The sequence below is a fragment of the Levilactobacillus huananensis genome (genome assembly GCF_003946145.1).
Lineage (GTDB): Bacteria > Bacillota > Bacilli > Lactobacillales > Lactobacillaceae > Levilactobacillus > Levilactobacillus huananensis.
The window spans coordinates 19,676-40,687 of sequence record NZ_RHOC01000011.1 but is presented as its reverse complement, the minus strand read 5'-3'; the positions used below and the strand labels follow the sequence as shown (position 1 = coordinate 40,687).

The window sequence follows — 21,012 nt, the reverse complement described above, 5'->3', positions numbered from 1 at the left end:
TTCAAGCGTTAGAACGCAGACCGCGTCGCACTGGAATAGAAGGCGCTTTCTGTCCTCAAGCCCAGCTCCGTACTAATAAAAAAGACCCCGCTTAGCAGCGAAGTCTCTTTCCATCGACTGAATTAAGCAGCCAATGCTTCTTTAGCTTGGTCAGCTAAAGCTTTGAATGCAGCCGCATCATTAACGGCTAAATCGGCTAACATCTTACGGTTAACATCAATGTTAGCTAACTTCAAACCATGCATCAACTTGCTGTAGCTCAAACCATTGATCCGAGCAGCTGCGTTGATCCGAGTGATCCAAAGCTTACGGAAGTCACGCTTCGTGGCCTTACGATCACGGTAAGCGTATTGGTAACCTTTCCGAACTTGGTCCTTAGCAACCTTGAATAAACGGTGCTTTGAGCCCCGGTAACCCTTAGCTAACTTTAAAACTTTTCTACGACGTGCGCGTGTAACAGTACCGCCTTTAACTCGTGGCATAATCTTTTCCTCCTAAATCAATTCAAACATTATGTCGACATTTCGTCGACCCGAAAATCTAACGACTAGCTTACTTTTGTAATAATTGGTGGTAAGTCTTTAAAGTCGTTTCATCCATCATCCGGGTTCCACGAAGGTTCCGGCGTTGTTTCTTAGTCTTACCATGGAAACGGTGTTGCGTGTAGGCGTTACCACTCTTAAGGCCGCCATTAGCAGTTACTTTGAACCGCTTTGCTGCAGCACGGTTAGTCTTCATCTTTGGCATAATACGAAATTTCCTCCTTAAATTGGTAGCCGAAGCTACCCCATCAATTCTTACTTTTGTTCAGCGATGGGTGCCAGCATGAGAAACATGCTCCGTCCATCCATCTTCGGTCGTTGTTCAACCGTTGCAACTTCAGAAGTCTCAGCTGCCATACGGTTAAGCACCTGGCGACCAATGTCTTTATGAGTAATTGCCCGACCCTTAAACCGAATTGATACGCGAACCTTTTCACCCTTAGCCAAGAACTTTTTAGCGTTCTTTAACTTGGTGTTGAAGTCGTTGGTATCAATGGTAGGACTCAGACGAACTTCCTTAACACTGACCACTTTTTGCTTCTTACGTGCTTCGCGTTGCTTCTTTTGCAACTCGAACCGATACTTCCCGTAGTCCATAATGCGGGCTACCGGTGGCTTAGCTTTCGGTGCAACCAAAACTACATCGAGGTTCGCTTCTTCAGCGATCTGTAAGGCTTCACTCTTGGTCTTAATGCCCAATTGGTCGCCGTTATCAGCGATCAGCCGTACTTCACGTGCTCGAATCCCCTCGTTGACAATCGTGTCGCTTGCTATGGTAATCCACCTCCAAAATAATCTCGAGAACTTGCAGAAATCAACCCCACAAAAAATGCGGGAACTTTTGATGAAAATCAAACAGCTCCCGCATGAAATTCCATTGTAAAATGGAAATAACGTGCATATCCAGCCCAGTAACTTACGTCGCTAGGCGAGAAGCGGAAGCCTCTGCTTAATTTCTCAACTTAACCATCATACCAGCTAGCCGATTCGATGTCAACGGGTGTTTCGCTAAAGTTCATTGGCATCGGGCTAGGCACAAAACGAGGCCGTCTAGACGACCTCGTTTCTTCTATTCTCTGGTTGTATACCAGAACCGAATTAGTTTTCCTCGCGACTGTATGAAGCGATGTCACTCAGAATTTCCTTAACGAAGGCATCACTGCTCATGGACTCACTGTCGTCTTCCCCGTACTTCCGCACGGAAACAGTCCCATTGGCCATTTCGTCTTCACCGACAACCAACGTGTATGGAATCTTGTGCGTTTGGGCATCTCGAATCAGGTAACCCATCTTTTCACCACGCTTGTCGACGTTGACCCGAACATCAGCAGCTTTTAATTCAGCGGCTAACTTGTCAGCGTAAGCACCATGTTTCTCTTCGGAAACAGGAATGATCGTAACTTGCTTAGGAGCCAACCAAGTTGGAAAGGCACCCTTGTAAATTTCAGTCAGGTAAGCGGTGAATCGTTCCATCGTTGAAACCAGGCCACGGTGAATCATCACTGGGCGATGTTCTTCACCATCAGCACCGACATAGTGTAAGTCGAAGCGTTCTGGCAACATGAAGTCCAATTGGATAGTTGAGAGCGTTTCTTCGTTCCCAAGCGCCGTCTTCGTCTGAACGTCCAACTTAGGACCGTAGAAGGCAGCTTCCCCTTCGGCTTCGACGTAAGGTAAGCCCAAGTCATCCATGGCACCCTTCAACATTTTTTGTGCGTTGTTCCACATTTCGTCGTCATCGAAGTACTTCTCCGTGTTCTTAGGGTCACGGTAGCTCAGACGGAACGTGTAGTCCTTGATGTCGAAGTCTTTGTAAACCTTAACCATCAAGTCCAGAATACTCTTAAATTCATCTTGAATTTGTTCTGGAGCAACGAACGTGTGACCATCGTTCAAGGTCATTTCACGAACACGTTGCAACCCACTCAAGGCACCGGACTTTTCGTAACGGTGCATCATCCCTAATTCAGCAATCCGTAATGGGAGTTCACGATAAGAACGGATGTGGTGGTTGTAAATTTGAATATGGCTAGGGCAGTTCATTGGCCGCAATTCAAGTTGTTCGCCATCACCCATGTCCATCGGCGGGAACATGTCTTCACGGTAGTGAGCCCAGTGACCGGATTGCTTGTACAGATCCAAGTTAGCCAAGACTGGTGTGTACACGTGTTGGTACCCGTTAGCAACTTCCTTGTCGATGATGTAACGTTCGATGGTACGACGAATAGTCGCCCCATTTGGCATCCAGTATGGTAAACCGGCACCAACCTTAGGATCAACGAAGAACAAGTCCAGTTGGTTTCCGATAACACGGTGGTCACGTTCGCGTGCTTCTTGGCGACGAGCTAAGTCGGCATCCAAATCAGCTTGCTTGTAGAAGGCCGTCCCGTAAATCCGTTGGAGCATTGGATTTGAAGACTTGCCTTGCCAGTAAGCACCGGCAACGGAGAGCAACTTGAACTTCTTCACGTCACCCGTGTTGGCTAATTGAGCACCGTCACTTAAGATTTGGTGATCACCAATCTTCAAGAAGTTAACTTGGTCGCCGTCAATGGCGTTGATCAAGTCGGTCGTATAAGGATCCGCCTTGGCTTGAGCCAAAGCATCAGCCTTGCTGAGGACAACACGTTCGATAGCAACCTTGTCGGCGACTAGTTTTTCAACGATAACGGCAATGGCATCCAATTCGTCAACACTGACTTGTTGGTCATCTTTGTCGGTATCCACGAAGAACCCGTCTTCGTCAGCACGAACTTCACCCAAACGAATGGCTGGAAATTCCTTTTTCAAAGCAATTCTGACCAAGGCAGCAGTCGTGTTCCGCAGAACCGTCAAGCCATCTTCGTCACCCTTCGTCACAATTTCGATGCTACCATCGTGTGCAATTGGCGTTAAGTTGTCGATCAATTCGCCGTCTAACTTAGCTGCAACGGCTTTTTTCCCTAAACTAATGGAAATCGACTTTGCAACATCTTCTGGTGTTGTGCCGGCTGGGAATTCTTTAACGTTACCATCTGGAAATTTCAATGAAATATCTGCCATAGTTTACAATCTCCCTTATTGATTTTCGGGCTGAATACGAAAAAATCCCCAGTGCCAAAGAAGGCACTGGGGACGTCATTAACGTGGTTCCACCCGATATTTTTCACGAGACTGATCCCGTGAACTCTAATCGTCGCTAACGGAACGGACCGGTCGAAAATTTCCTCTCGACAGCTAGGAAAGCGGTAATGCTGGTGGGCGCTAAGTCGGCTTCCAATCTAGGCCAGCTCTTCCTGTGAACGACTCCACCACCACCATGTCTTTCGTCATAGCTCTTGTGGTTTCAAAGACTATTAAACACTTGCAGCCAAATATTGTCAAGGGATGGCAATGTAAAAATTCGAATCAATGGTCACCCTGATAACGACCGCCGCCTCTTGCCAATAATTTTTCTGCAATTCCCGTCTCCATAAAATTTTATATTTGCTCGGCGCATTTACTGGGGTCGACGGTTCACCCCAACCATCGTGATCTCACGAGCTAAGAAACGAATCCGTTGCATCAGCCGTTGGGCCTTCAGTGGTTCGTCATCCCCACGCGTTGAGATCCGCAAATGTTCCTTCTCCAATTGTGCCATGGAAAAATTGGAACTGAAGAAAGTTGGCAACTCTTCTTGCATCCGGTATTCCAGAATAACCCCCAGAATATCGTCACGTACCCAAGCTGACATGGCATCGGCCCCGATATCATCAATCATCAGGACGGGTGCCTTCTTTAATGACTCCAATTTGTCGGCCACGCCATTTTGGGCAATGGCATTTTTCATTTCAACGGCAAAGCTTGGGAAGTGGACCAACGTCGTGGCAAAGCCGTCCGTTGCCAATTGATGAGCAACGGCAGCTAGCAGATAAGTCTTCCCGACACCGAAGCTTCCAGCCAGATATAGGGCTTGATGACGACGCTTAGGATTGGCTTCGTATGCATCGATGAAGTCTAACGCTGCCATCAAAGCCTCGGCCCGATCGTCATCCTGGTCAAAATTGGCCAGTGTCGCCTCTCGAATACTCTTAGGCATTGCGATCGACTTCACCCGCTGACGCAGCTGTTGTTGGGCCTGACGTTCCTGGGTCTGTGCCGTTGGCACGTAGGCCACGTCAATCAAATGATTGGAAACAATCAGTCGTGGTTCATAACCTGCGGCAAAGGTCTCACCACCGTTGGCAACCTTCGCACGCTCCGTCACAAATTCGTAGAGCTTGGCTGCCGAACGTGTCAGCACATCCGCCGCCAATTCTCCCTCATGATCTTGTAAGAATTTTTTAACCTCAGGATCGTTGGCTGTTTTCGCCATCAATTGACGGTAATTGTCATTGAGATGACGCTGGTTCATCAACTTTTGCATCGTCTTACTTAGGTCTTCCATGCGTTAGTCCTCCTTCCCCTCTTGGGATCGCCGTTCTAAACGAGCAATTCGTTTTTTTAATTGTTGTTGTTGCTCAGGTGACAATTTAGCCTGACCCGACGTTTGAACCGGTTCATTCGGTTTCTTGGCCCACTCCGGCAAAGTTTCCTTAACCGTTGGCTGTTTCCGCGAACGGTGTGGCTTGGCTGCTGCTGCCTGACGTTCACGAATCTTTTGAATTGCCAGCTGTGGTGTATTGACCTTGGCCTTACTCCAATCATTAGCAATCGTATCCAAGAGATTCTTGTTCAGGGTTGGCCGATCCTCATCCACGAGGACGTGGAAGATCATCAGATTCAACACGGACTCTGGGAACAACTGTCGACTCACAAGGTCACGAACCACACGTTGTTCACCATCCGTGACAAATCCCCCATTCTTCTGTTTGATAGCACGTAAGAAGAGCGCTGGGGCCGTCGTGCTGGCTACCTTGATGAGGGCCGCCTCTTGATTAGAGGTTCCCGCCGACTGACTAGCCGTTGGTGTTGCTGACGGCGTCGCAGTGGAGACCGTTTGCGGTGCTGATTGCCGCCCAAATTGATCGGCAATCAGCCGTTTGAATTGTTGGGGATTAAATTGATTTGAAGCCAGATCAGTTGCCTCACCAATAAACCGTGCAAGAGTCGGTTCATCCAATCCATACATCGTAATCTCGGTAATCAGTAATGACCGATAACGTCCCAAGTTTTGGGTATCGACATACGATCGATTGAGAATCTCTCCCAATAATTTAAAATCAAAATCCACTGGTTCTGCCGCCGTCATGGCGGATTCACTAGCTGGTACTAACGCTTGCCTGGCACTCGACACCGCGTCCGGCACATCCATAATTTTCTGGGCATTCACATGAAAGACATCCAAAAAGTTCTTACTGATGTCTTCCTCATCGGCATCGGATTCGACAGTAACCGTATTAGCTGCCACTAACGACTGATACAACGAATCCCCAAGCATCCCCAATAACTGAACACTTAGAAGATCATCATTAAAGAATGCCGGTGGATTCAGGGGGGCATGTAACTCATAAATAAAGCTTTGGAGTCCCTGTTCCATTTTTACGCGTGTCGTCAACAGTCCCGTGGCCTCTAGCCGCAGTCGCGCGTCGTAAAGGTGTGAGAGATCCATCCCTAGTTCTGCCAATAAAGTGGCATGCCGTTGATAGGTTCCTCGCTTAGGAAGCCAAAAAAGGGCCGAGAAGAGCCCCGTGGCACTCGGTCCGATGATCGGTTGATACAGTTGCGTTAGCGATTGCCAACTTTGATCGGCAACCCGATCGACCACACGGACCAAAAAAGTGGTCTTGGGTTGTAACTGATGCCAAGAGTCTTCCATTCCCAATTTCGCCTCGCTTTATTGCTTCGACCGCTTCCGGGCCTTCTGCTTGTCTTTATCCATCATGTCTTTCAATTCATTGAAGAACACGCCAGTATCCTTAAATTGCCGATAAACACTGGCAAATCGGATGTAGGCAATCTCATCCACGTCAACTAGACGATTCATGACGTATTCCCCAATCAACTGACTGGAGATTTCATTGACGCCTAGTGCACGAATTTTATTTTCGACTTCGTCCACAACCTTGGTCATGACATCCATCCCCACCGGCCGCTTCTCGGCAGACCGGATAATACCTTTTAAAATTTTTTCTCTGTTAAATTCTTCACGGGTTCCGTTTTTCTTGATTACCAAAAGCGGGGTCACTTCAACGCGTTCAAACGTCGTGAAGCGGAAGCCACAGCTCTCACACTCACGACGCCGGCGAATGACGCGGCCGTCGTCGGTTGGCCGACTATCCACGACCCGCGACCCATTATGATGACAGTGCGGACACTGCATACTTGGTCACCTCATTTTATTTGATTACTTCGTCCAATTTTATTCGTGTCAAGCCATTTTACCACTTGTTGCCGCGTTTGAGCAATCGTTCCCCCGTTATCAATAACCACGTCAGCCGCCGCCACCTTGCGGGCAATCGGCCATTGTTGGGCCATCCGGGTCAGCGCCCCTTCAGCCGATAAACCGTCTCGCTTTTGGAGTCGTTGTTGTTGCGTCGTGGTGTCCGTAGCCACGACCAAGACGTAATCGACCAGAGCCATCAGATAACCCACTTCAAAAAATGTCGGGGCATCGATGACCACCACCGGATCATGACGGGCTTTGGCACTCGCCAATTGTCGAATGATCTCTGCTTGAATCAGTGGCTGGGTAATTGCTTCTAATCGACTAAGTTGCATGGTGTCATTAAACACCAGGTTTCCCAACTTTTTCCGGTTCAACGCCCCATCAGACTGTCGATAACCTTCACCAAAAGTGGCAACGATCTGAGCTAATCCTGAGGTGCCAGGTGCAACCACCTGACGGGCAATCAGATCGGCATCGATCACGGTCAGGCCCGCTTGACGTAGCCAGTGACTGACTGTTGACTTACCGGTTGCAATCCCTCCTGTGAGTCCCCAAACCTCAGTCATGATTCAACGCCTCTGGTGCACCAGCTGGCACTGGCTGACAGTGTGGACAATAGTGCGTCCCACGTTGTGCGACCTTGATCTTCACGATCTCAGTGCCACAACGTTCGCAAGGTTCCCCCGCATGACCATAGACGTGTAAGCTATTCTGAAAGTTCCCCGTCTCGCCAAAAGCATTGGAGAACGTATGCACTGTTGTGCCGTGCCCTTGAATGGCCTGAGCAATTTCATCAATGATGCTTCGTCGCAATGTCTTGAGCTGATCAACAGTCAATTCATCCGCCGGTGTTAGCGGGTTAATCTTTGACAGCCAGAGAACCTCATCAACATAGATATTCCCTAGCCCTGCAATGCGGGATTGATCCAACAAAAAGGGCTTAACCACCTTGTGTGACTTACCAAAAGCCGTTTGCATATACGCCAGTGTCAGGCTCTCTTCGGTTGGTTCTGGTCCCAACTTTCCTAGCGACGGCAAGGCTTGGTCTTCCGTCCCGGTTGGCACCAGGCGCATGCGTCCAAACTTTCGCGTATCGTGATACCGTAGCTCACGTTGATCTGTCAGGTGAAAGACCACGTGAGTATGTTTGACTAACGGGCTCCCCTCTGGCTGGACATCGTACTTACCTTCCATCCGCAGATGAGACACCATTGTCAGACCACCGCTAAACCGAAACAACAGGTACTTCCCCCGCCGATCAATCCGCTCAATCTTACGGCCGATCAAGTCTGCCGTAAACTCTTCGGCATCTGGTCGGACCATTTTGGCATAGAATACGTCAACGTGGTCGATAGTGGCACCTTCTACCAAACGGGTCAAGCCCCGTCGAACCGTTTCAACTTCTGGTAATTCAGGCATTGTCTCACTCCTTTACGCTATTTAGCATCGTACCAGGTTGGTCCATAGTGACTCTCAACCTTTAGCGGAATCTCCAGCTTAATGGCCGAATCCATCACACTAGGTACCAGCTTTGACAACGTTTCGATCTCCTCGGCCGGGGCCTCGAAGATCAATTCATCATGAACTTGAAGCAACATTGTCGCTTGAAGATCCTTAATAGCCTCTTCCATCTGGATCATTGCGATCTTAATAATGTCGGCAGCACTCCCTTGGATCGGCGTGTTCATAGCCGTCCGTTCGGCAAATGACCGCTGATTAAAGTTGCGTGAGTTGATGTCTGGCAAGTAACGCCGACGATGAGCAATCGTTTCGACGTACCCCAACTCATGGGCCTGCTGTACCATTCGGTCCATGTAATCTTTAACACCGGGATATTCCTGGAAGTAAGTGTCAATGAAGGCCTTGGCTTGTTTACGGGAAATCCCGATATTTTGCGACAGTCCAAAGTCACTAATACCATAAACAATTCCGAAGTTAACCGCCTTGGCTTGGCGCCGAATGTTTGGCGTGACTTCCTCATCCGGTCCCATCTTAAAGATCCGCCGGGCAGTTGCCGCGTGAATATCCTCGCCCTCTCTGAAGGCTTCTTGCATATTAGCATCGTGACTCATGTGAGCAAGTACCCGCAATTCAATTTGCGAATAGTCAGACGAGAAAATCTGCCAGCCTTCGTGCCGGGGAATGAAAGCCTTACGAATGGCTCGTCCCTCTTCAGTTCTCACCGGAATATTCTGCAAATTGGGATCAACTGAGGACAAGCGCCCCGTCTGCGTCAACGTTTGCAGGTAGCGCGTGTGGACCTTCTGATCCTTCGGGTGGATCACCTTCAAGAGACCTTCAACATAGGTCGACTGAATCTTGGCAATCTTCCGGTAGCGCAAGATATTCTCCGCAATTGGGGCATCTGGTGCTAACTTTTCTAGCACACCCACGGCCGTCGAATAACCCGTCTTGGTCTTCTTGATAACTGGCAGATTCATCTTTTCAAAGAGGATGTGCCCAAGTTGTTTAGGTGACCCGATGTTGAACGTCTCACCGGCTTCGTTATAAATGGTTTGTTCAATTTCAGCCAACTGTTCAGTAAACTTACTGCCCATGGCTTCCAGCTCACTGGCATCCACCGTAATACCGGCAACTTCCATGCGCGCCAATACAAAGCTCATCGGTAATTCGATATCGCGATACAACTGATCTTGATCATTTTCTTTTAATTCGGTTAGTAATTTTGGCCGTAAGTCGGCGATTGCCTGAGCCTTCCGTGCCAAGTGACTGAACAGTACTTGGTCGTCAGTTGGAACAGCCCGTTTGGCACCCTTGCCATAAACATCTTCGTCCAAGGCCACCTGCTCATCGCCATGTTCATGCGCCACTCGGCCCAAATCATTACTGTTGTCGTAAGTATTTAACAAATAAGAACATAACAAGAGGTCACCGTCGACCCCAGCTAAGGTCACGCCTAAGCGATTTAAACCCACGTACGTCCGTTTAGCGTCAAAGACCTGTTTGGCGACGTCAGCGGACTCTAGGAGGCCTTTAAGTGGCTTCTGTGCCAATAGGCTGACATCTCTACTAACCCACCAGTGTTGGTCGGTCCCAATGACGAAGCCCACGAAGTCTGCCAAGTGATAGTTGTCACCAGCCATTTCCAAATAGAAGTCACAACCAGCCGAAAAGTCTGGTAACTGATCACAGTTGTCAGCTGTTAACGTGGAAAAGGTAATGGGCTTGAGTTCAGCTGTATCCGTCAAAGGCTCGCCGCCATCCCCCATCTGCGCCAAGAACTTCTTAAAATTCATACGCCGGTAAAAGTCAACCAGGCCGTCATGGTCGTCGCCCTTATAAACGAGGTCAGTCACCTGTTTGGTGACAGGAGCATCACGTTTAATCGTGGCTAACGTCTTTGATAACAAGGCTTGGTCGTGGTCAGCAATCAAGTGTTCCTTGAGTTTCTTAGCCGTAATCTCGTCGATATGGTCATAGACACCCTCCACACTGCCGTATTTGCTGATCAGATCGACCGCCCGCTTAGGCCCTACGCCGGTGACACCGGGATAATTGTCAGAGTTATCGCCTTGAAGCCCCTTGATATCAATAATCTGGGCTGGGGTAACGCCCATAGTTTCCTGAACATAGGCCGGCGTGTAATGGTCAACATCGCTGACCCCCTTCTTAGAAATAGCCACCGTTGTATGGTCATCGGCAAGTTGTGTCAAATCACGGTCCCCGGTCACAATAGTCGTGGTGAACCCCTGTTCCCCGGCCTGCTTGGCAAGGGTCCCAATAATGTCATCAGCCTCAAAGTTTGGCAGGTCGTAAGTTTGGATTCCCCGATGTTTTAACAGTTCCTTTACATAAGGAAACTGTTCAGAGAGTTCTGGTGCGGTCTTTGGCCGACCACCTTTGTAGTCGCCATACATTTTGGTGCGAAACGTCGTCTTCCCAGCATCAAATGCCACCAGGGCATGCGTAGGCTTCACCGTCTTCAACATGGTCTCTAACATTGTGTTAAAACCGTAGATTGCTGTCGTGTGGAGCCCCTCACTGTTGGTAAATGTGCCTAACGCCGTGTACAACGCGTAAAACGCCTTAAACGCAACGCTGTTACCATCGATTAATAAAAGTCGTTTCTCCACCATAATGCGCTCCTTTCGAGCAACCAGCTTCGGTCGTTCGAGTATTCTGCTTACATTCTACCAAAAAAGGCTGAGAATCCGAAATAATAAAAAACGAAGTCTCAGGAGAATCCTGAAACTTCGTTCGTTGTTGGTTCTGTTTAGTCGCGACTGCCACCAAACATCCCAAAGATTTGTAAGAATTGTAAGAATAAGTTCACAAAGTCGAGGTAGAGTTGCAAGGCACCGTTGACGGCTAACCCATTAACAGAAACCTGATCCCCATACTGCAAGTACATCTTCTTCATTCGTTGTGTATCCCAAGCCGTCAAAGCGGCAAAAATAATCACAGCGACAAACGAGAAGATAAAGGCGATCAGTTGGCTTCTCAAGAACAGGTTTACGACCATTGCTACAATTAACCCAATGAGAGCAGCAGAAGCCTGCGTCCCAATCTTGGTTAAGTCACGCTTGGTCATGGCACCGATAGCAGCCATCGAGAGGAAGACAGCAGCACTGGAAACAAACGCAGCAGCCATCGTTTCACCCGAGTAGATTAGACTATACATCGAGATCACGGCACCAGTCACCACAGCGTAAAGCATAAGCCCTACGAAGGCCACAGTTGGTCGCTTCATCGATTGACCACTAATCACGAATGGCAGGACAATCCAAACGATCAACGGAATAAAGAGGCTCCCGCCACGCATGCTGACAATGGAAACGCTGTACATATTCATAGCAAACGCTGTTGCCGCTGAAACCAGTACGGCGAGACCCATCCAACCGAACATCTTGGTCATAAAACCATTCAGACCGACCTCGGTGTTAATCGTCTGACGGGGCTGCTGTTCATAATTGTTCATTCAAACGCTCCTTCTTTCAAGTCAATTCCCGGCTTAGCTATCACCCTGATAGTTAAGTTCTCCGGTTGATTAAGGACCATTTTATCAAATCTATAATGAATTACAAGTATTCTGTTGCCGAATCAACTTCCTCATTCTGGACCTAAGCCTGACCAGCACCGCCCTCATTATCGGCCTCACCACGAGCCCAGACCCGATTAGCGTAAACTGCATTAAACAGTAAGGCGACCTGTAGGGCCACTTGAGACAGGTTGGCCCCCAAACTTCCAACAGTCGATGCCCCCATCAATAGCTGACCGGTCAAAATACTCCAGTAGATCACATTGGCCACGTTGACCACAATCCATAACGACCAGTTTTCCTTAAATTTCAAAATATAGAGTACCTGAGCTATCAGGCTCACCACAAAGTTAATCGAGTCAAAGTAAGGCAACTGCCCATTTAAGGCGGCCAGAACGACCCAGCCGATGCCCCAGGCCACGAAAGCCCCTAGGAAAACCCATCGGCGGACCTGTGGACTGAACCCCCGTGTGGCCTCATCGTGGCCCCACATAACCCACCCAATGGGTTGCGAAATTACATAAATAATATCCATCGCAAACGACCCATAGGCATGACTGATCCAAGCGACGTAGGTCATCGCTAAACATTGAATCAAACCAAAAATAAATGAAATTTTGCGCCCTTTCATGCCGTAAACTAGGCAAAGCACGCCACCTATCCCAGAAATCATGCCAATAATACTGTCAGGCACGACTAGATAAACGGCCAGTTGGAGTAGTAAAAGAACACTGACATACCCCACTTCAAACTTTTTCCAATTCGTAAAGAGCTGGTCATACCACCAGCTATGTTTCACTGTTGTCATAAGTATTAACCCCTTTATAACGGTGTCCCCGCACCGATTTGTCACTCAGTAATATCATAGCTGACAACCTATTACTATCCACCAGTGTGCCGGTCGCTCACGATCAAAGCGGTCCGACCCGCGGTAGCTCGGGTCACCCACCCCACAAGGAAATTTATAGGAAAATTATCATCAAAGGACGGTTGTGGAAGTTGAGACTAAAATACCCGCCAACCAAAATGGTCAGCGGGTACTCTTGATATAAATTTAGTTGTTCTTCAAAGATAAATGACTTAATAATTCTTCATAAGCACGTTCATACTTCTGAACGTCACCGGCCCCCATGAAGACCACCACGGCGTCGTGGAAATCCAATAATGGGGACATGTTGTCCACCGTCAGAATCTCGCCGCCCTTGGCAATCTTAGCAGCAAGGTCCTTACTGGAGACGGCCCCGTTGCTTTCACGAGCAGAACTGAAGATATTAGTTAAGAAGACCTTGTCGGCTAAGTTGAGGCTCTTAGCAAAGTCATCCATCAACGCAATCACCCGGCTGAAGGTGTGGGGCTGGAAAACCGCGATAATTTGCTTATCGGGATATTTCTGACGAGCCGCATCCAGTGTAGCCTTGATTTCGGAAGGATGGTGCGCATAGTCATCGATGATGGTCATGTCAGCTACCTTACGTTCGGCGAACCGACGCTTGACCCCCTTGAAGTCGGCCAATTCACGTTTGATTTCGGCCATATCAACCTTTTCAAAGTAAGCCACGGCAATAACAGCCAGACTGTTCAACACGTTGTGTTCCCCGTACAGATGAATTTCAAAGTTTCCTAAGTTTTCATCACCGTGAACCACATCAAATGTTGATCCGGTCGTTGAACGCTTGACATTAATGGCTCTGAAATCGTCTCGTTCGCTAGTCCCATAGTAGTAGACAGGCACGTCGGTCTTCAACTTCCGTAGTTCTGGATCATCACCCCAGGCGAAGATCCCTTTCTTAACTTGGTTTGCCCAGGTTTCAAAGGCACTGTAAACATCGTCAATCCCGGTGTAGTAGTCTGGGTGATCGAAATCGATGTTGGTCATGATGGCATAATCTGGCTTGGTTGCCAGGAAGTGACGCCGGTATTCATCGGCTTCGTAAACAAAGAACCGGGCATTTGGCGTTCCCTTCCCGGAACCATCCCCAATGAGGTAAGACGTTGGGGCAATACCGCTCAACACGTGAGACAAGAGTCCCGTCGTACTGGTCTTCCCGTGCGCACCAGCAACCCCAATACTGGTATAGCCCTCAATGAGGTGGCCGAGAAATTCATGGTACCGGTAAACCGGCAGACCCATTTCTCGAGCTTTTTTAATTTCTGGATGATCATCGGTGAACGAATTTCCGGCAATAACCGTCAATCCCTCGTGGATGTTTGCTTCGTCAAATGGCAGAACCTTGATGCCTGCCTTCTCCAAGCCACGCTGTGTAAACGTGTACTGCGTGATATCTGATCCCTGCACGTTAAAACCCTTATCATGTAAAATCAAGGCGAGGGCACTCATCCCTGATCCTTTAATACCTACAAAGTAATACACCGTTGCGTTATCCATTAATGATCCTCTTTTCTACTCTCTGCGGTCGGGCCACCGGACCATTCCCTGCCGTTCGAGTGACTCTAATTTTATTTTAGCATATCCCCCCACCCCATAAAAGAACTGCGCGGTCAATGGTTAGTGAGGAGTATTCACTCTATGATGAAAATGGTGCATTCTGGTCATGGGGTTCCGGTAAGTCTTTCCCAAGATCTTCTGGTTTCAAATAAACTTCACGAGGCTTAGACCCATGCTGAGGCGAGACATAGTGATGTCGTTCCAAATCATCAATCAAGTTAGCTGCACGATTGTACCCGATCGAGAAAACCCGCTGGAGTTTAGACGTGGAAACCGTTTGTTCGGCTGCCACATATTCTAACACCTTTGGTAACAAGTCATCTTGATTTTCCTCGGCAGTTTCCCGCTTCAGAAGACCTTGCGGTTCAAACGCATAGTGTGGTTGGCCCTGAGTTCGAACAAAGTCAGCGACAGCATCCACTTCAGATTCCACGAAAGCCCCCTGTAAACGCATTGGTTGACTGGCCCCGTTACCGAGGTACAGCATATCCCCGCGTCCCAACAAATTCTCGGCTCCGGCAGTATCCAAGATGGTTCGTGAATCAATTTGACTGGACACCATGAAGGCAATCCGCGTAGGAATATTATTCTTGATGGTCCCAGTCACAATGTCAACACTTGGTCGTTGCGTCGCAACTAAGAGGTGAATTCCAGCCGCTCTAGCCTTCTGCGTAATTCGAACAATATAATCTTGAACTTCACTGGCTGCCATCATCATCAGATCGGCTAATTCGTCAATAATAATGACGATGTAAGGCATCTTAAGTCCTGGTTCGTCATTCGCATCAGCCCGATCGTTGAACTGCTCGATATTCCGAACACCAGCAGCCGCCAGCTTCTCGTAACGTTGGTCCATTTCGGTAACCACCCATTTCAGAGCAGCGGCAGCAGCCTTAGGATCAGAGATCACGGGTGCTAGCAGGTGTGGTAACCCATCGTATGGCGCCATTTCAACGGCTTTCGGATCAATCAGTAACAACTTGACCTGCTGTGGATTTGCCTTATACAAAATGGACAACAGTAAGGAATTAATGAAGACACTCTTACCGGACCCTGTGGCCCCGGCAATCAGTCCGTGCGGCATTTTTCGTAAATCAGTGACTTGTGGTTTTCCAAAGAGATCGACCCCGAGCGCTACCGTCAATGGTGATTCACTCTTCTTAAACGCTGGTGAATTCAAAACTTCGGAAAGCATAACTGGCCGCGACTTCAGGTTAGGAATTTCGATACCAACCGTGGTCTTCCCGGGAATTGGCGCTTCAATCCGGATATCTTTAGCGGCTAGTGCAAGCTTCAGGTCATCATTTAAGTTCGTAATCTTATTGACCTTAACGCCTAGTGCTAAACTAATCTGAAACTGCGTCACGGTTGGTCCAACCGTCCAGTCCGTGACGTGCGCATCAACATGAAAAGCGCTCAATGTAGCATCCAAGACCTCTGCCTGATGTTCAATCCATTCATCTAAGGCGGCCTCATCTGGAATCACTGGTTGTGGCAAGAGTGAAATGTCTGGGAAGTGATACCCGCGTTCAGGCGCTTCGGCTTCGGTGGTCACTTCAGGTGTGGTTGGGCGATCAAAGAGAGCCAAGTTGCGTTGATCGTTTCCTTCTTCTTGCATGATATCTCCCAGCGAATGGCCTAACCCACGGGCTGGCTTTGCCTTGGCGGAAGCGATCGTCGCCGTCTTCTCTGTTGGGGCTTGGGCGCGGTCTAAGAGCCGCTTGACTTCAGCCGGCTGCTCGCCTGTTGAAGTGCCCGACGTTTCGGAAATCGACCCTTCGGTCGCCGTTGCCTCAGGTTTCTCGGCAACCACCGGTGCATTATCGTTCGGTGTGCCATCCGGTTTGGTCACCACTGATTTTGTATCAGTTTCTTGAATAATTTCATTATCTTGTTGATCATCCATCTTCGCTGTTGCTGGTTTCTGATCGTTTTCAGTCGTGGTCGATTGGGCATCTTCAGCATGCACATTCTTTGCTGTTGCAGTCGACTTGACCGTTCCAACCGGCAAATATGCCGCATTATTATCTTCGCGTAACTCATCAGATTCAGTCACTGACGTCTTCTGTGACGTTGCCGCCTCGGTTGGATAGAAAACCTCGACTGGCGCCTCGTAGTCACCGTCAGTTGAGGTCGAGCGTGACAGCACGTCACTTGCTGTTTCTGCCGCTACCGGATTCTCTGATTGACTCGGTGTAACCGTAACTGGCGCTTCTGAAGCACTGACCTCTGATTGTGCCGATGCCGAACTAGCCATTAGTGCGCTTTCAATAACCGGTTCTGTACTTGGCAAATCACTCGCCTTACCGAACAGGAAAAAGCTACTGTCATCCTTTTTGAGTCTTGCAACTAATTGCTGATATCGTTGTCGTGAACGCCGTGTGGGTCGTGCCCAATGGAGTTGCTTAGGAACCTGGGTAACCTGAAATGGTCGATAACTCTGATTGGCACTGCCCACGACGGGATCATCCGTCATGGGTGTCGCTTGTCGTTGTGGAGTCACCTTGGGTTTAGGCTTTGACTGCTGTGCAGCCTCACGTTGACTTCTGGCCTCTCGTTGCCGTTGTGCGACGCGTTCTTGTTCTTGCTGTTGTCGAAGCTTCAAACGCTGATTTCGTTCCTGCCGATGCTTCACCAGACGCTGTGCGCGATCGTCAGTGGTATCCTCTAATTCCTCCGCGGAGGGCTTCACCGCAAATTTACGGAAAAACGCTGGTCCATCATAGTGCTCCATGTTTCTTCCTCCTTGACAAGCCTGCCACTTGCCGAATTTCTTTGCCTTGGGAGGAGACGCCGCCTAATCGACGGCTACTGTACTCATTCCCGCTCTAACTTCGATTAATTAAATCGAAGATTCCTAGTCATGACGAATCATGACCTTCGGCCAACAATGGCGCGTAACCATCATTAATCAGACACCCTAAGTTGCAGTATCACTTTGCCTAAAGGTCAATCTCCCCTATTGTACACAAAAAAGCGGGCCGCCGACAAGGGCTGACTCGCTTTCGTAATGTTTCTTAAGCATTAAAGATTGATTGTCCCCGTTCAAAATCAAAGGGGTCACCAACAACATAATCGTCTGGCAAAATCAAAGCACCGGGCCGTTGAGGGGCGTTAGCCAGTTTCAACTCACGTCCGGAACAGATCATGCCATTACTCTCGACACCACGCAAGGCACCGGGCCAAATAATTAGGCCACTCGGCATCATGGCCCCAACTTTGGCCACAACTACCTTGATGTCAGCCTGCATGTTAGGCGAGCCGCTCACGATCTTTAACGTTTGATCGTGGTCTACCACCGTTTCCGTCACTAACAGATGATCAGAATCCGGGTGTGGCGTTGCCGTCTTGACATAGCCAACCACAAACTTAGGATCGGTATCTGCCACCAGCTCGCCGGCAAACCCAGCAGATTCAAGTGCGTCGTTTAACGCAGCTACATCGTCTTTCGTAAGATGAACCTGACCGTTACCGGAAATATCAGGTAAGACCTTAGAAATGGCCAAGAAATTATAGCCCAAAGTTTGTTCAGTTTCTGGATCATAGATTCTGGCAATCCCATCACGTACAGTGTGGGCCTGTTGTGGTGTATCTTGAGCAACAATAACAATTAAAGTGTCCCCTAACTCGTGGGGATTGTAACTAGCAATTAACATGTCGGGATCCTTTCCAACGGTTTAGTCAGCGTTGGTCGCTAACGAATTAATAAAGTTTTCTACTTCAGTTTGGGTCTTCCGATCTTTGTTGACCAAGCGACCAATTTCATCACCATCAGAATAGGCAATGAAGCTCGGAATACCAAAGACATTCAGTTCGGCAGCGAGGTCAATATTTTCATCTCTGTCGACCGCAATAAACTTAAAGTCGGGATATTCAGCTTCAATGGCAGGCATTGCTGGTTTGATGAACGCACAGTCCGGGCACCAAGTAGCGGAGAAGAATAGCATCGTCTTACCGTCTTTAACGACGTCCTTCAGTTCGGCAGCTGACATTTTAGGTAATTGTTCCATGAATAAGCACTCCTTTATTTAAGTTTAAAAATTTTCACAAGCACCATTATAGCACGCCCACAACATTTTTCACTATTTTTGCCTTTTTACGGGAACTTCCCAACGAAGATTGCTATACTAAGGGCAGATAAACAGATGATATTGCTCAGCAATAACTGCTAAGGAGGCGGTAGGATGACTGCTAAAAATGGACAATTGTATCAACTCAGTCTCACCGGAGTCATCGGCGGGTTAATGGGCATCTTCATCACTCGCGTCTTTGGTGGCGGATTCCACTTGAACCCAGATATGATTTTGGAACAGGTCAAAGCCCAGTTCCGCCACGAGTCCCCAATTGAGGGTAGCTGGATTGAAAAACACGCCGTGCCGTTCCAAAAGTTTGCCGTCAAAACTCAAGTTTATTACGGTGGTATTACCCGCTATGAAGATAATCAACTCGTTCAGTATCAGTTCATCGCCGATGCTAAGACGGGAAGCGTCCTCGACATTCATCGCTTATAAGCAAACAGCTTGTAACTAACCCAAAGGAGGCACAGGATCGTAATGATCCTGTGCCTCCTTTTTAATTGACGCTAATGCCTTATCGGTCAGCTCTTTTAATTAACACGTTTTTTAACTCGTGATAACAGCCAAAACGGATTCAAAAAAAGAGAACCCATTCGAAAATGAATGGGTTCTCTAAAATTAACCTTATCGATACCCAATTGACCAGGTATCTGTCTATTTATTTTTGGGGTGGTTCTGCATATCTGTCCGGACAATCAAGACGTCACAGCTGGCATTAGCCACAACGTAACTGGCCGTGGAGCCCATCAACATTCGTTCCACCACATTGGCCCCAGTTGCGCCAAGCATGATCAGATCGGCTTGGTATTCCTGAGGAAGTGTCTTCGCTAAGTCAACCTTGGCGTGACCATAGAAGACCGACGTCACAACCTGCTTTACCCCTGCGTCCTGTGCCTTTTGTCGATACTCATCAACGGTATGTTCCCACTGCTGACGTGCTTCGTCCATGACTTCTTGGTCTACATATCCAAAACCGACTTGCGTATTCTGTCCAATACCGACATAGTCGCCCCCACTCATAATGGTGACGATGATTAATTCGGCATCATTTCGTTCCGCAACGGCAATCGCTTTTTCCACCGTGCGTTTGGATTGACGGGAACCGTCAACCCCCACGAGAATTCGCTCATAACGTTTGGTCATCTGTACCACTCCTTTGTGGGCCGCTGGACTCACTACTTCGTTAATTCATAGATGGCTTGCCCGTAAATGGCCATGGCCTTCAACAAATCAGCTTCTGGTTGAAATTCATCGGCCTGGTGCATTGTGTCTTGCGTGCCGGGGAAGAGAGCCCCAAAGGCGACGCCACGCTTCATCAGCCGACCATAAGTTCCGCCCCCAACGACTTCTGGTTGGGCGTCGTTGTCACCGGTCTGTTCGCGATAAACGTTCATCAAGGTCTTCACAATTGGATCATCTGGGTCCACGTAATGTGGCACCATTTCTTTCCCCTGTTCAACAGAAACATTCATCGTTGCCGTGGCCTGTTGCAAGCCCGCTAAGATCTGAGCAGCGCCGGTTCCGGTTGGGTAACGGAAGTTGGTGTTGATTAGGCCACCCTTGCCGGCAGTGAACTGCATAATCCCCACGTTCATGGTCAGGTCACCCATCACTTTATCCGTGAAGGCAATACCTAACTTGTTAGCGCGTGAATCATCATGAAGTTCGTTAGCCAATAGGCTCAGAAAGTCGGCGGCATCTCCACCAAAGGCGTAGCTGGTTAAGAAGCTAGCCAGGTAAGTTCCGGCATTGATCCCGTTTTTAGGTTCCATCCCATGAGCGGCCTTACCGATCACGTGGAAGTGAATCCCGGAACCGTCAACATTAACATCTCCGGTCACTGGTGCTTCATCGAGGAAGGCCGTGAAGTCCGTTACCAGTTGTTCGTTATCAGCAGTTTCAACAGTTGCTTCGGCATCTCGTGGCACCATGTTTTCTCTAAGACCAGCATCGAATTCGGTCAGAGTGAAGTCACCTGAATTACTGCCTTCAAAGTGATTCTCGAAGGTCACATTCCCTTTTTCACCATTAATTAATGGGAACTCAGCATCAGGTGAGAAACCCATCGTTGGCGCTGGTTCAAGATCGAGGTAATGGTTCATCCCCGTCCAGTCGCTTTCCTCATCGGTTCCGATGATAAAGCGAATCTTGATCTTAGGCATAATGCCCGCGTCCTTTAACATCTTTAGTCCATAATAAGCAGCTAATGAAGGGCCTTTATCATCAGAGGTTCCACGACCATATAAGTTACCATCCTTAGCCGTCAATGTGAAGGGATCGGTATGCCAGCCTTTACCAGCAGGCATTGCATCGGCGTGACCCAAAATAGCCAAGGTGTCATCGCCCTCACCATATTCCACATACCCGACCAGGTTATCGAGGTTCTTAACCTCAAAGCCATCGCGTTGGGCCAAGCCTAAAAAAGCATTTAAAGCCTTAGCTGGGCCGGGGCCTAATGGATAGTCTTCAGTCGCTTTAGAATCATCGCGAGCGCTGTCAATACCGACTAACGTGGTTAAGTCAGCAATGTAGGCGTCACGGTACTTTGCAGATAATTGTTGCCAATCAATTGCCATGATTGGACCTCCCTATAATTTATTCGG

19 protein-coding genes are annotated in these 21,012 nt (G+C 48.5%); 1 reads left to right on the top strand and 18 read right to left on the bottom strand.

Annotated features, from left to right (window positions below):
• Positions 1–122: 122 nt before the first annotated feature.
• From rplT to EKM71_RS08810, 16 genes are all read right to left on the bottom strand, one after another.
• Positions 123–482, bottom strand: a complete 360-nt coding sequence (gene rplT / locus EKM71_RS08885; protein ID WP_057877976.1) for a 50S ribosomal protein L20 — start codon at positions 480–482, stop codon at positions 123–125.
• A gap of 70 nt (positions 483–552) precedes the next feature.
• Positions 553–747 carry a 50S ribosomal protein L35 gene (rpmI, locus tag EKM71_RS08880; RefSeq protein WP_057877977.1) on the bottom strand — a complete coding sequence of 65 codons (195 nt, stop codon included), beginning with the start codon at positions 745–747 and terminating at the stop codon, positions 553–555.
• Positions 748–797: 50 nt separating this feature from the next.
• Positions 798–1,301 carry a translation initiation factor IF-3 gene (infC, locus tag EKM71_RS08875; RefSeq protein ID WP_125574279.1) on the bottom strand — a complete coding sequence of 168 codons (504 nt, stop codon included), beginning with the start codon at positions 1,299–1,301 and terminating at the stop codon, positions 798–800.
• Between the two features lie 339 nt (positions 1,302–1,640).
• The gene (gene thrS, locus EKM71_RS08870; RefSeq protein WP_125574239.1) at positions 1,641–3,584 is read right to left on the bottom strand and encodes a threonine--tRNA ligase; all 1,944 of its coding nucleotides are present in this window, start codon (positions 3,582–3,584) and stop codon (positions 1,641–1,643) included.
• Positions 3,585–4,020: 436 nt separating this feature from the next.
• Positions 4,021–4,947, bottom strand: a complete 927-nt coding sequence (gene dnaI / locus EKM71_RS08865) for a primosomal protein DnaI (protein ID WP_125574238.1) — start codon at positions 4,945–4,947, stop codon at positions 4,021–4,023.
• A gap of 3 nt (positions 4,948–4,950) precedes the next feature.
• Entirely contained in the window at positions 4,951–6,318 is a 1,368-nt protein-coding gene (locus EKM71_RS08860) for a replication initiation and membrane attachment family protein (protein WP_125574236.1), read from the bottom strand.
• An 18-nt stretch (positions 6,319–6,336) separates the two neighbouring features.
• Entirely contained in the window at positions 6,337–6,822 is a 486-nt protein-coding gene (nrdR, locus tag EKM71_RS08855; RefSeq protein WP_125574235.1) for a transcriptional regulator NrdR, read from the bottom strand.
• 11 nt (positions 6,823–6,833) lie between these two features.
• Positions 6,834–7,454 (bottom strand): dephospho-CoA kinase, encoded by a 621-nt coding sequence (gene coaE / locus EKM71_RS08850; protein ID WP_125574234.1) that lies wholly within the window; start codon positions 7,452–7,454, stop codon positions 6,834–6,836.
• On the bottom strand, positions 7,447–8,307 hold the full coding sequence (gene mutM, locus EKM71_RS08845) for a bifunctional DNA-formamidopyrimidine glycosylase/DNA-(apurinic or apyrimidinic site) lyase (protein ID WP_125574232.1): 861 nt from the start codon (positions 8,305–8,307) through the stop codon (positions 7,447–7,449). Before mutM ends, coaE begins: the two co-directional genes overlap by 8 nt.
• A gap of 17 nt (positions 8,308–8,324) precedes the next feature.
• A complete protein-coding gene (gene polA / locus EKM71_RS08840; protein WP_164504768.1) occupies positions 8,325–10,982 on the bottom strand; it encodes a DNA polymerase I in 2,658 nt (885 codons plus the stop codon).
• A gap of 140 nt (positions 10,983–11,122) precedes the next feature.
• A complete protein-coding gene (locus EKM71_RS08835) occupies positions 11,123–11,827 on the bottom strand; it encodes a Bax inhibitor-1/YccA family protein (RefSeq protein WP_125574229.1) in 705 nt (234 codons plus the stop codon).
• 142 nt (positions 11,828–11,969) lie between these two features.
• Entirely contained in the window at positions 11,970–12,695 is a 726-nt protein-coding gene (gene pnuC / locus EKM71_RS08830; RefSeq protein ID WP_125574227.1) for a nicotinamide riboside transporter PnuC, read from the bottom strand.
• Positions 12,696–12,941: 246 nt separating this feature from the next.
• Positions 12,942–14,273 (bottom strand): UDP-N-acetylmuramate--L-alanine ligase, encoded by a 1,332-nt coding sequence (gene murC / locus EKM71_RS08825; protein WP_125574226.1) that lies wholly within the window; start codon positions 14,271–14,273, stop codon positions 12,942–12,944.
• Between the two features lie 139 nt (positions 14,274–14,412).
• Positions 14,413–17,067, bottom strand: a complete 2,655-nt coding sequence (locus tag EKM71_RS08820) for a DNA translocase FtsK (RefSeq protein WP_125574224.1) — start codon at positions 17,065–17,067, stop codon at positions 14,413–14,415.
• Positions 17,068–17,350: 283 nt separating this feature from the next.
• A complete protein-coding gene (gene ytpR / locus EKM71_RS08815; RefSeq protein WP_125574223.1) occupies positions 17,351–17,989 on the bottom strand; it encodes a YtpR family tRNA-binding protein in 639 nt (212 codons plus the stop codon).
• Between the two features lie 21 nt (positions 17,990–18,010).
• Positions 18,011–18,343, bottom strand: a complete 333-nt coding sequence (locus tag EKM71_RS08810) for a thioredoxin family protein (protein ID WP_125574222.1) — start codon at positions 18,341–18,343, stop codon at positions 18,011–18,013.
• A 234-nt stretch (positions 18,344–18,577) separates the two neighbouring features.
• Here EKM71_RS08810 and EKM71_RS08805 point away from each other — a divergent pair, with 234 nt between their 5' ends.
• Entirely contained in the window at positions 18,578–18,844 is a 267-nt protein-coding gene (locus tag EKM71_RS08805; RefSeq protein ID WP_225418025.1) for a PepSY domain-containing protein, read from the top strand.
• A 219-nt stretch (positions 18,845–19,063) separates the two neighbouring features.
• Here EKM71_RS08805 and EKM71_RS08800 read toward each other — a convergent pair whose 3' ends face one another.
• Complete coding sequence (locus EKM71_RS08800) at positions 19,064–19,552, bottom strand: universal stress protein (RefSeq protein WP_125574219.1); 489 nt, start codon at positions 19,550–19,552, stop codon at positions 19,064–19,066.
• Positions 19,553–19,584: 32 nt separating this feature from the next.
• The gene (gene pepV, locus EKM71_RS08795; protein ID WP_125574218.1) at positions 19,585–20,985 is read right to left on the bottom strand and encodes a dipeptidase PepV; all 1,401 of its coding nucleotides are present in this window, start codon (positions 20,983–20,985) and stop codon (positions 19,585–19,587) included.
• Positions 20,986–21,012 lie beyond the last annotated feature (27 nt).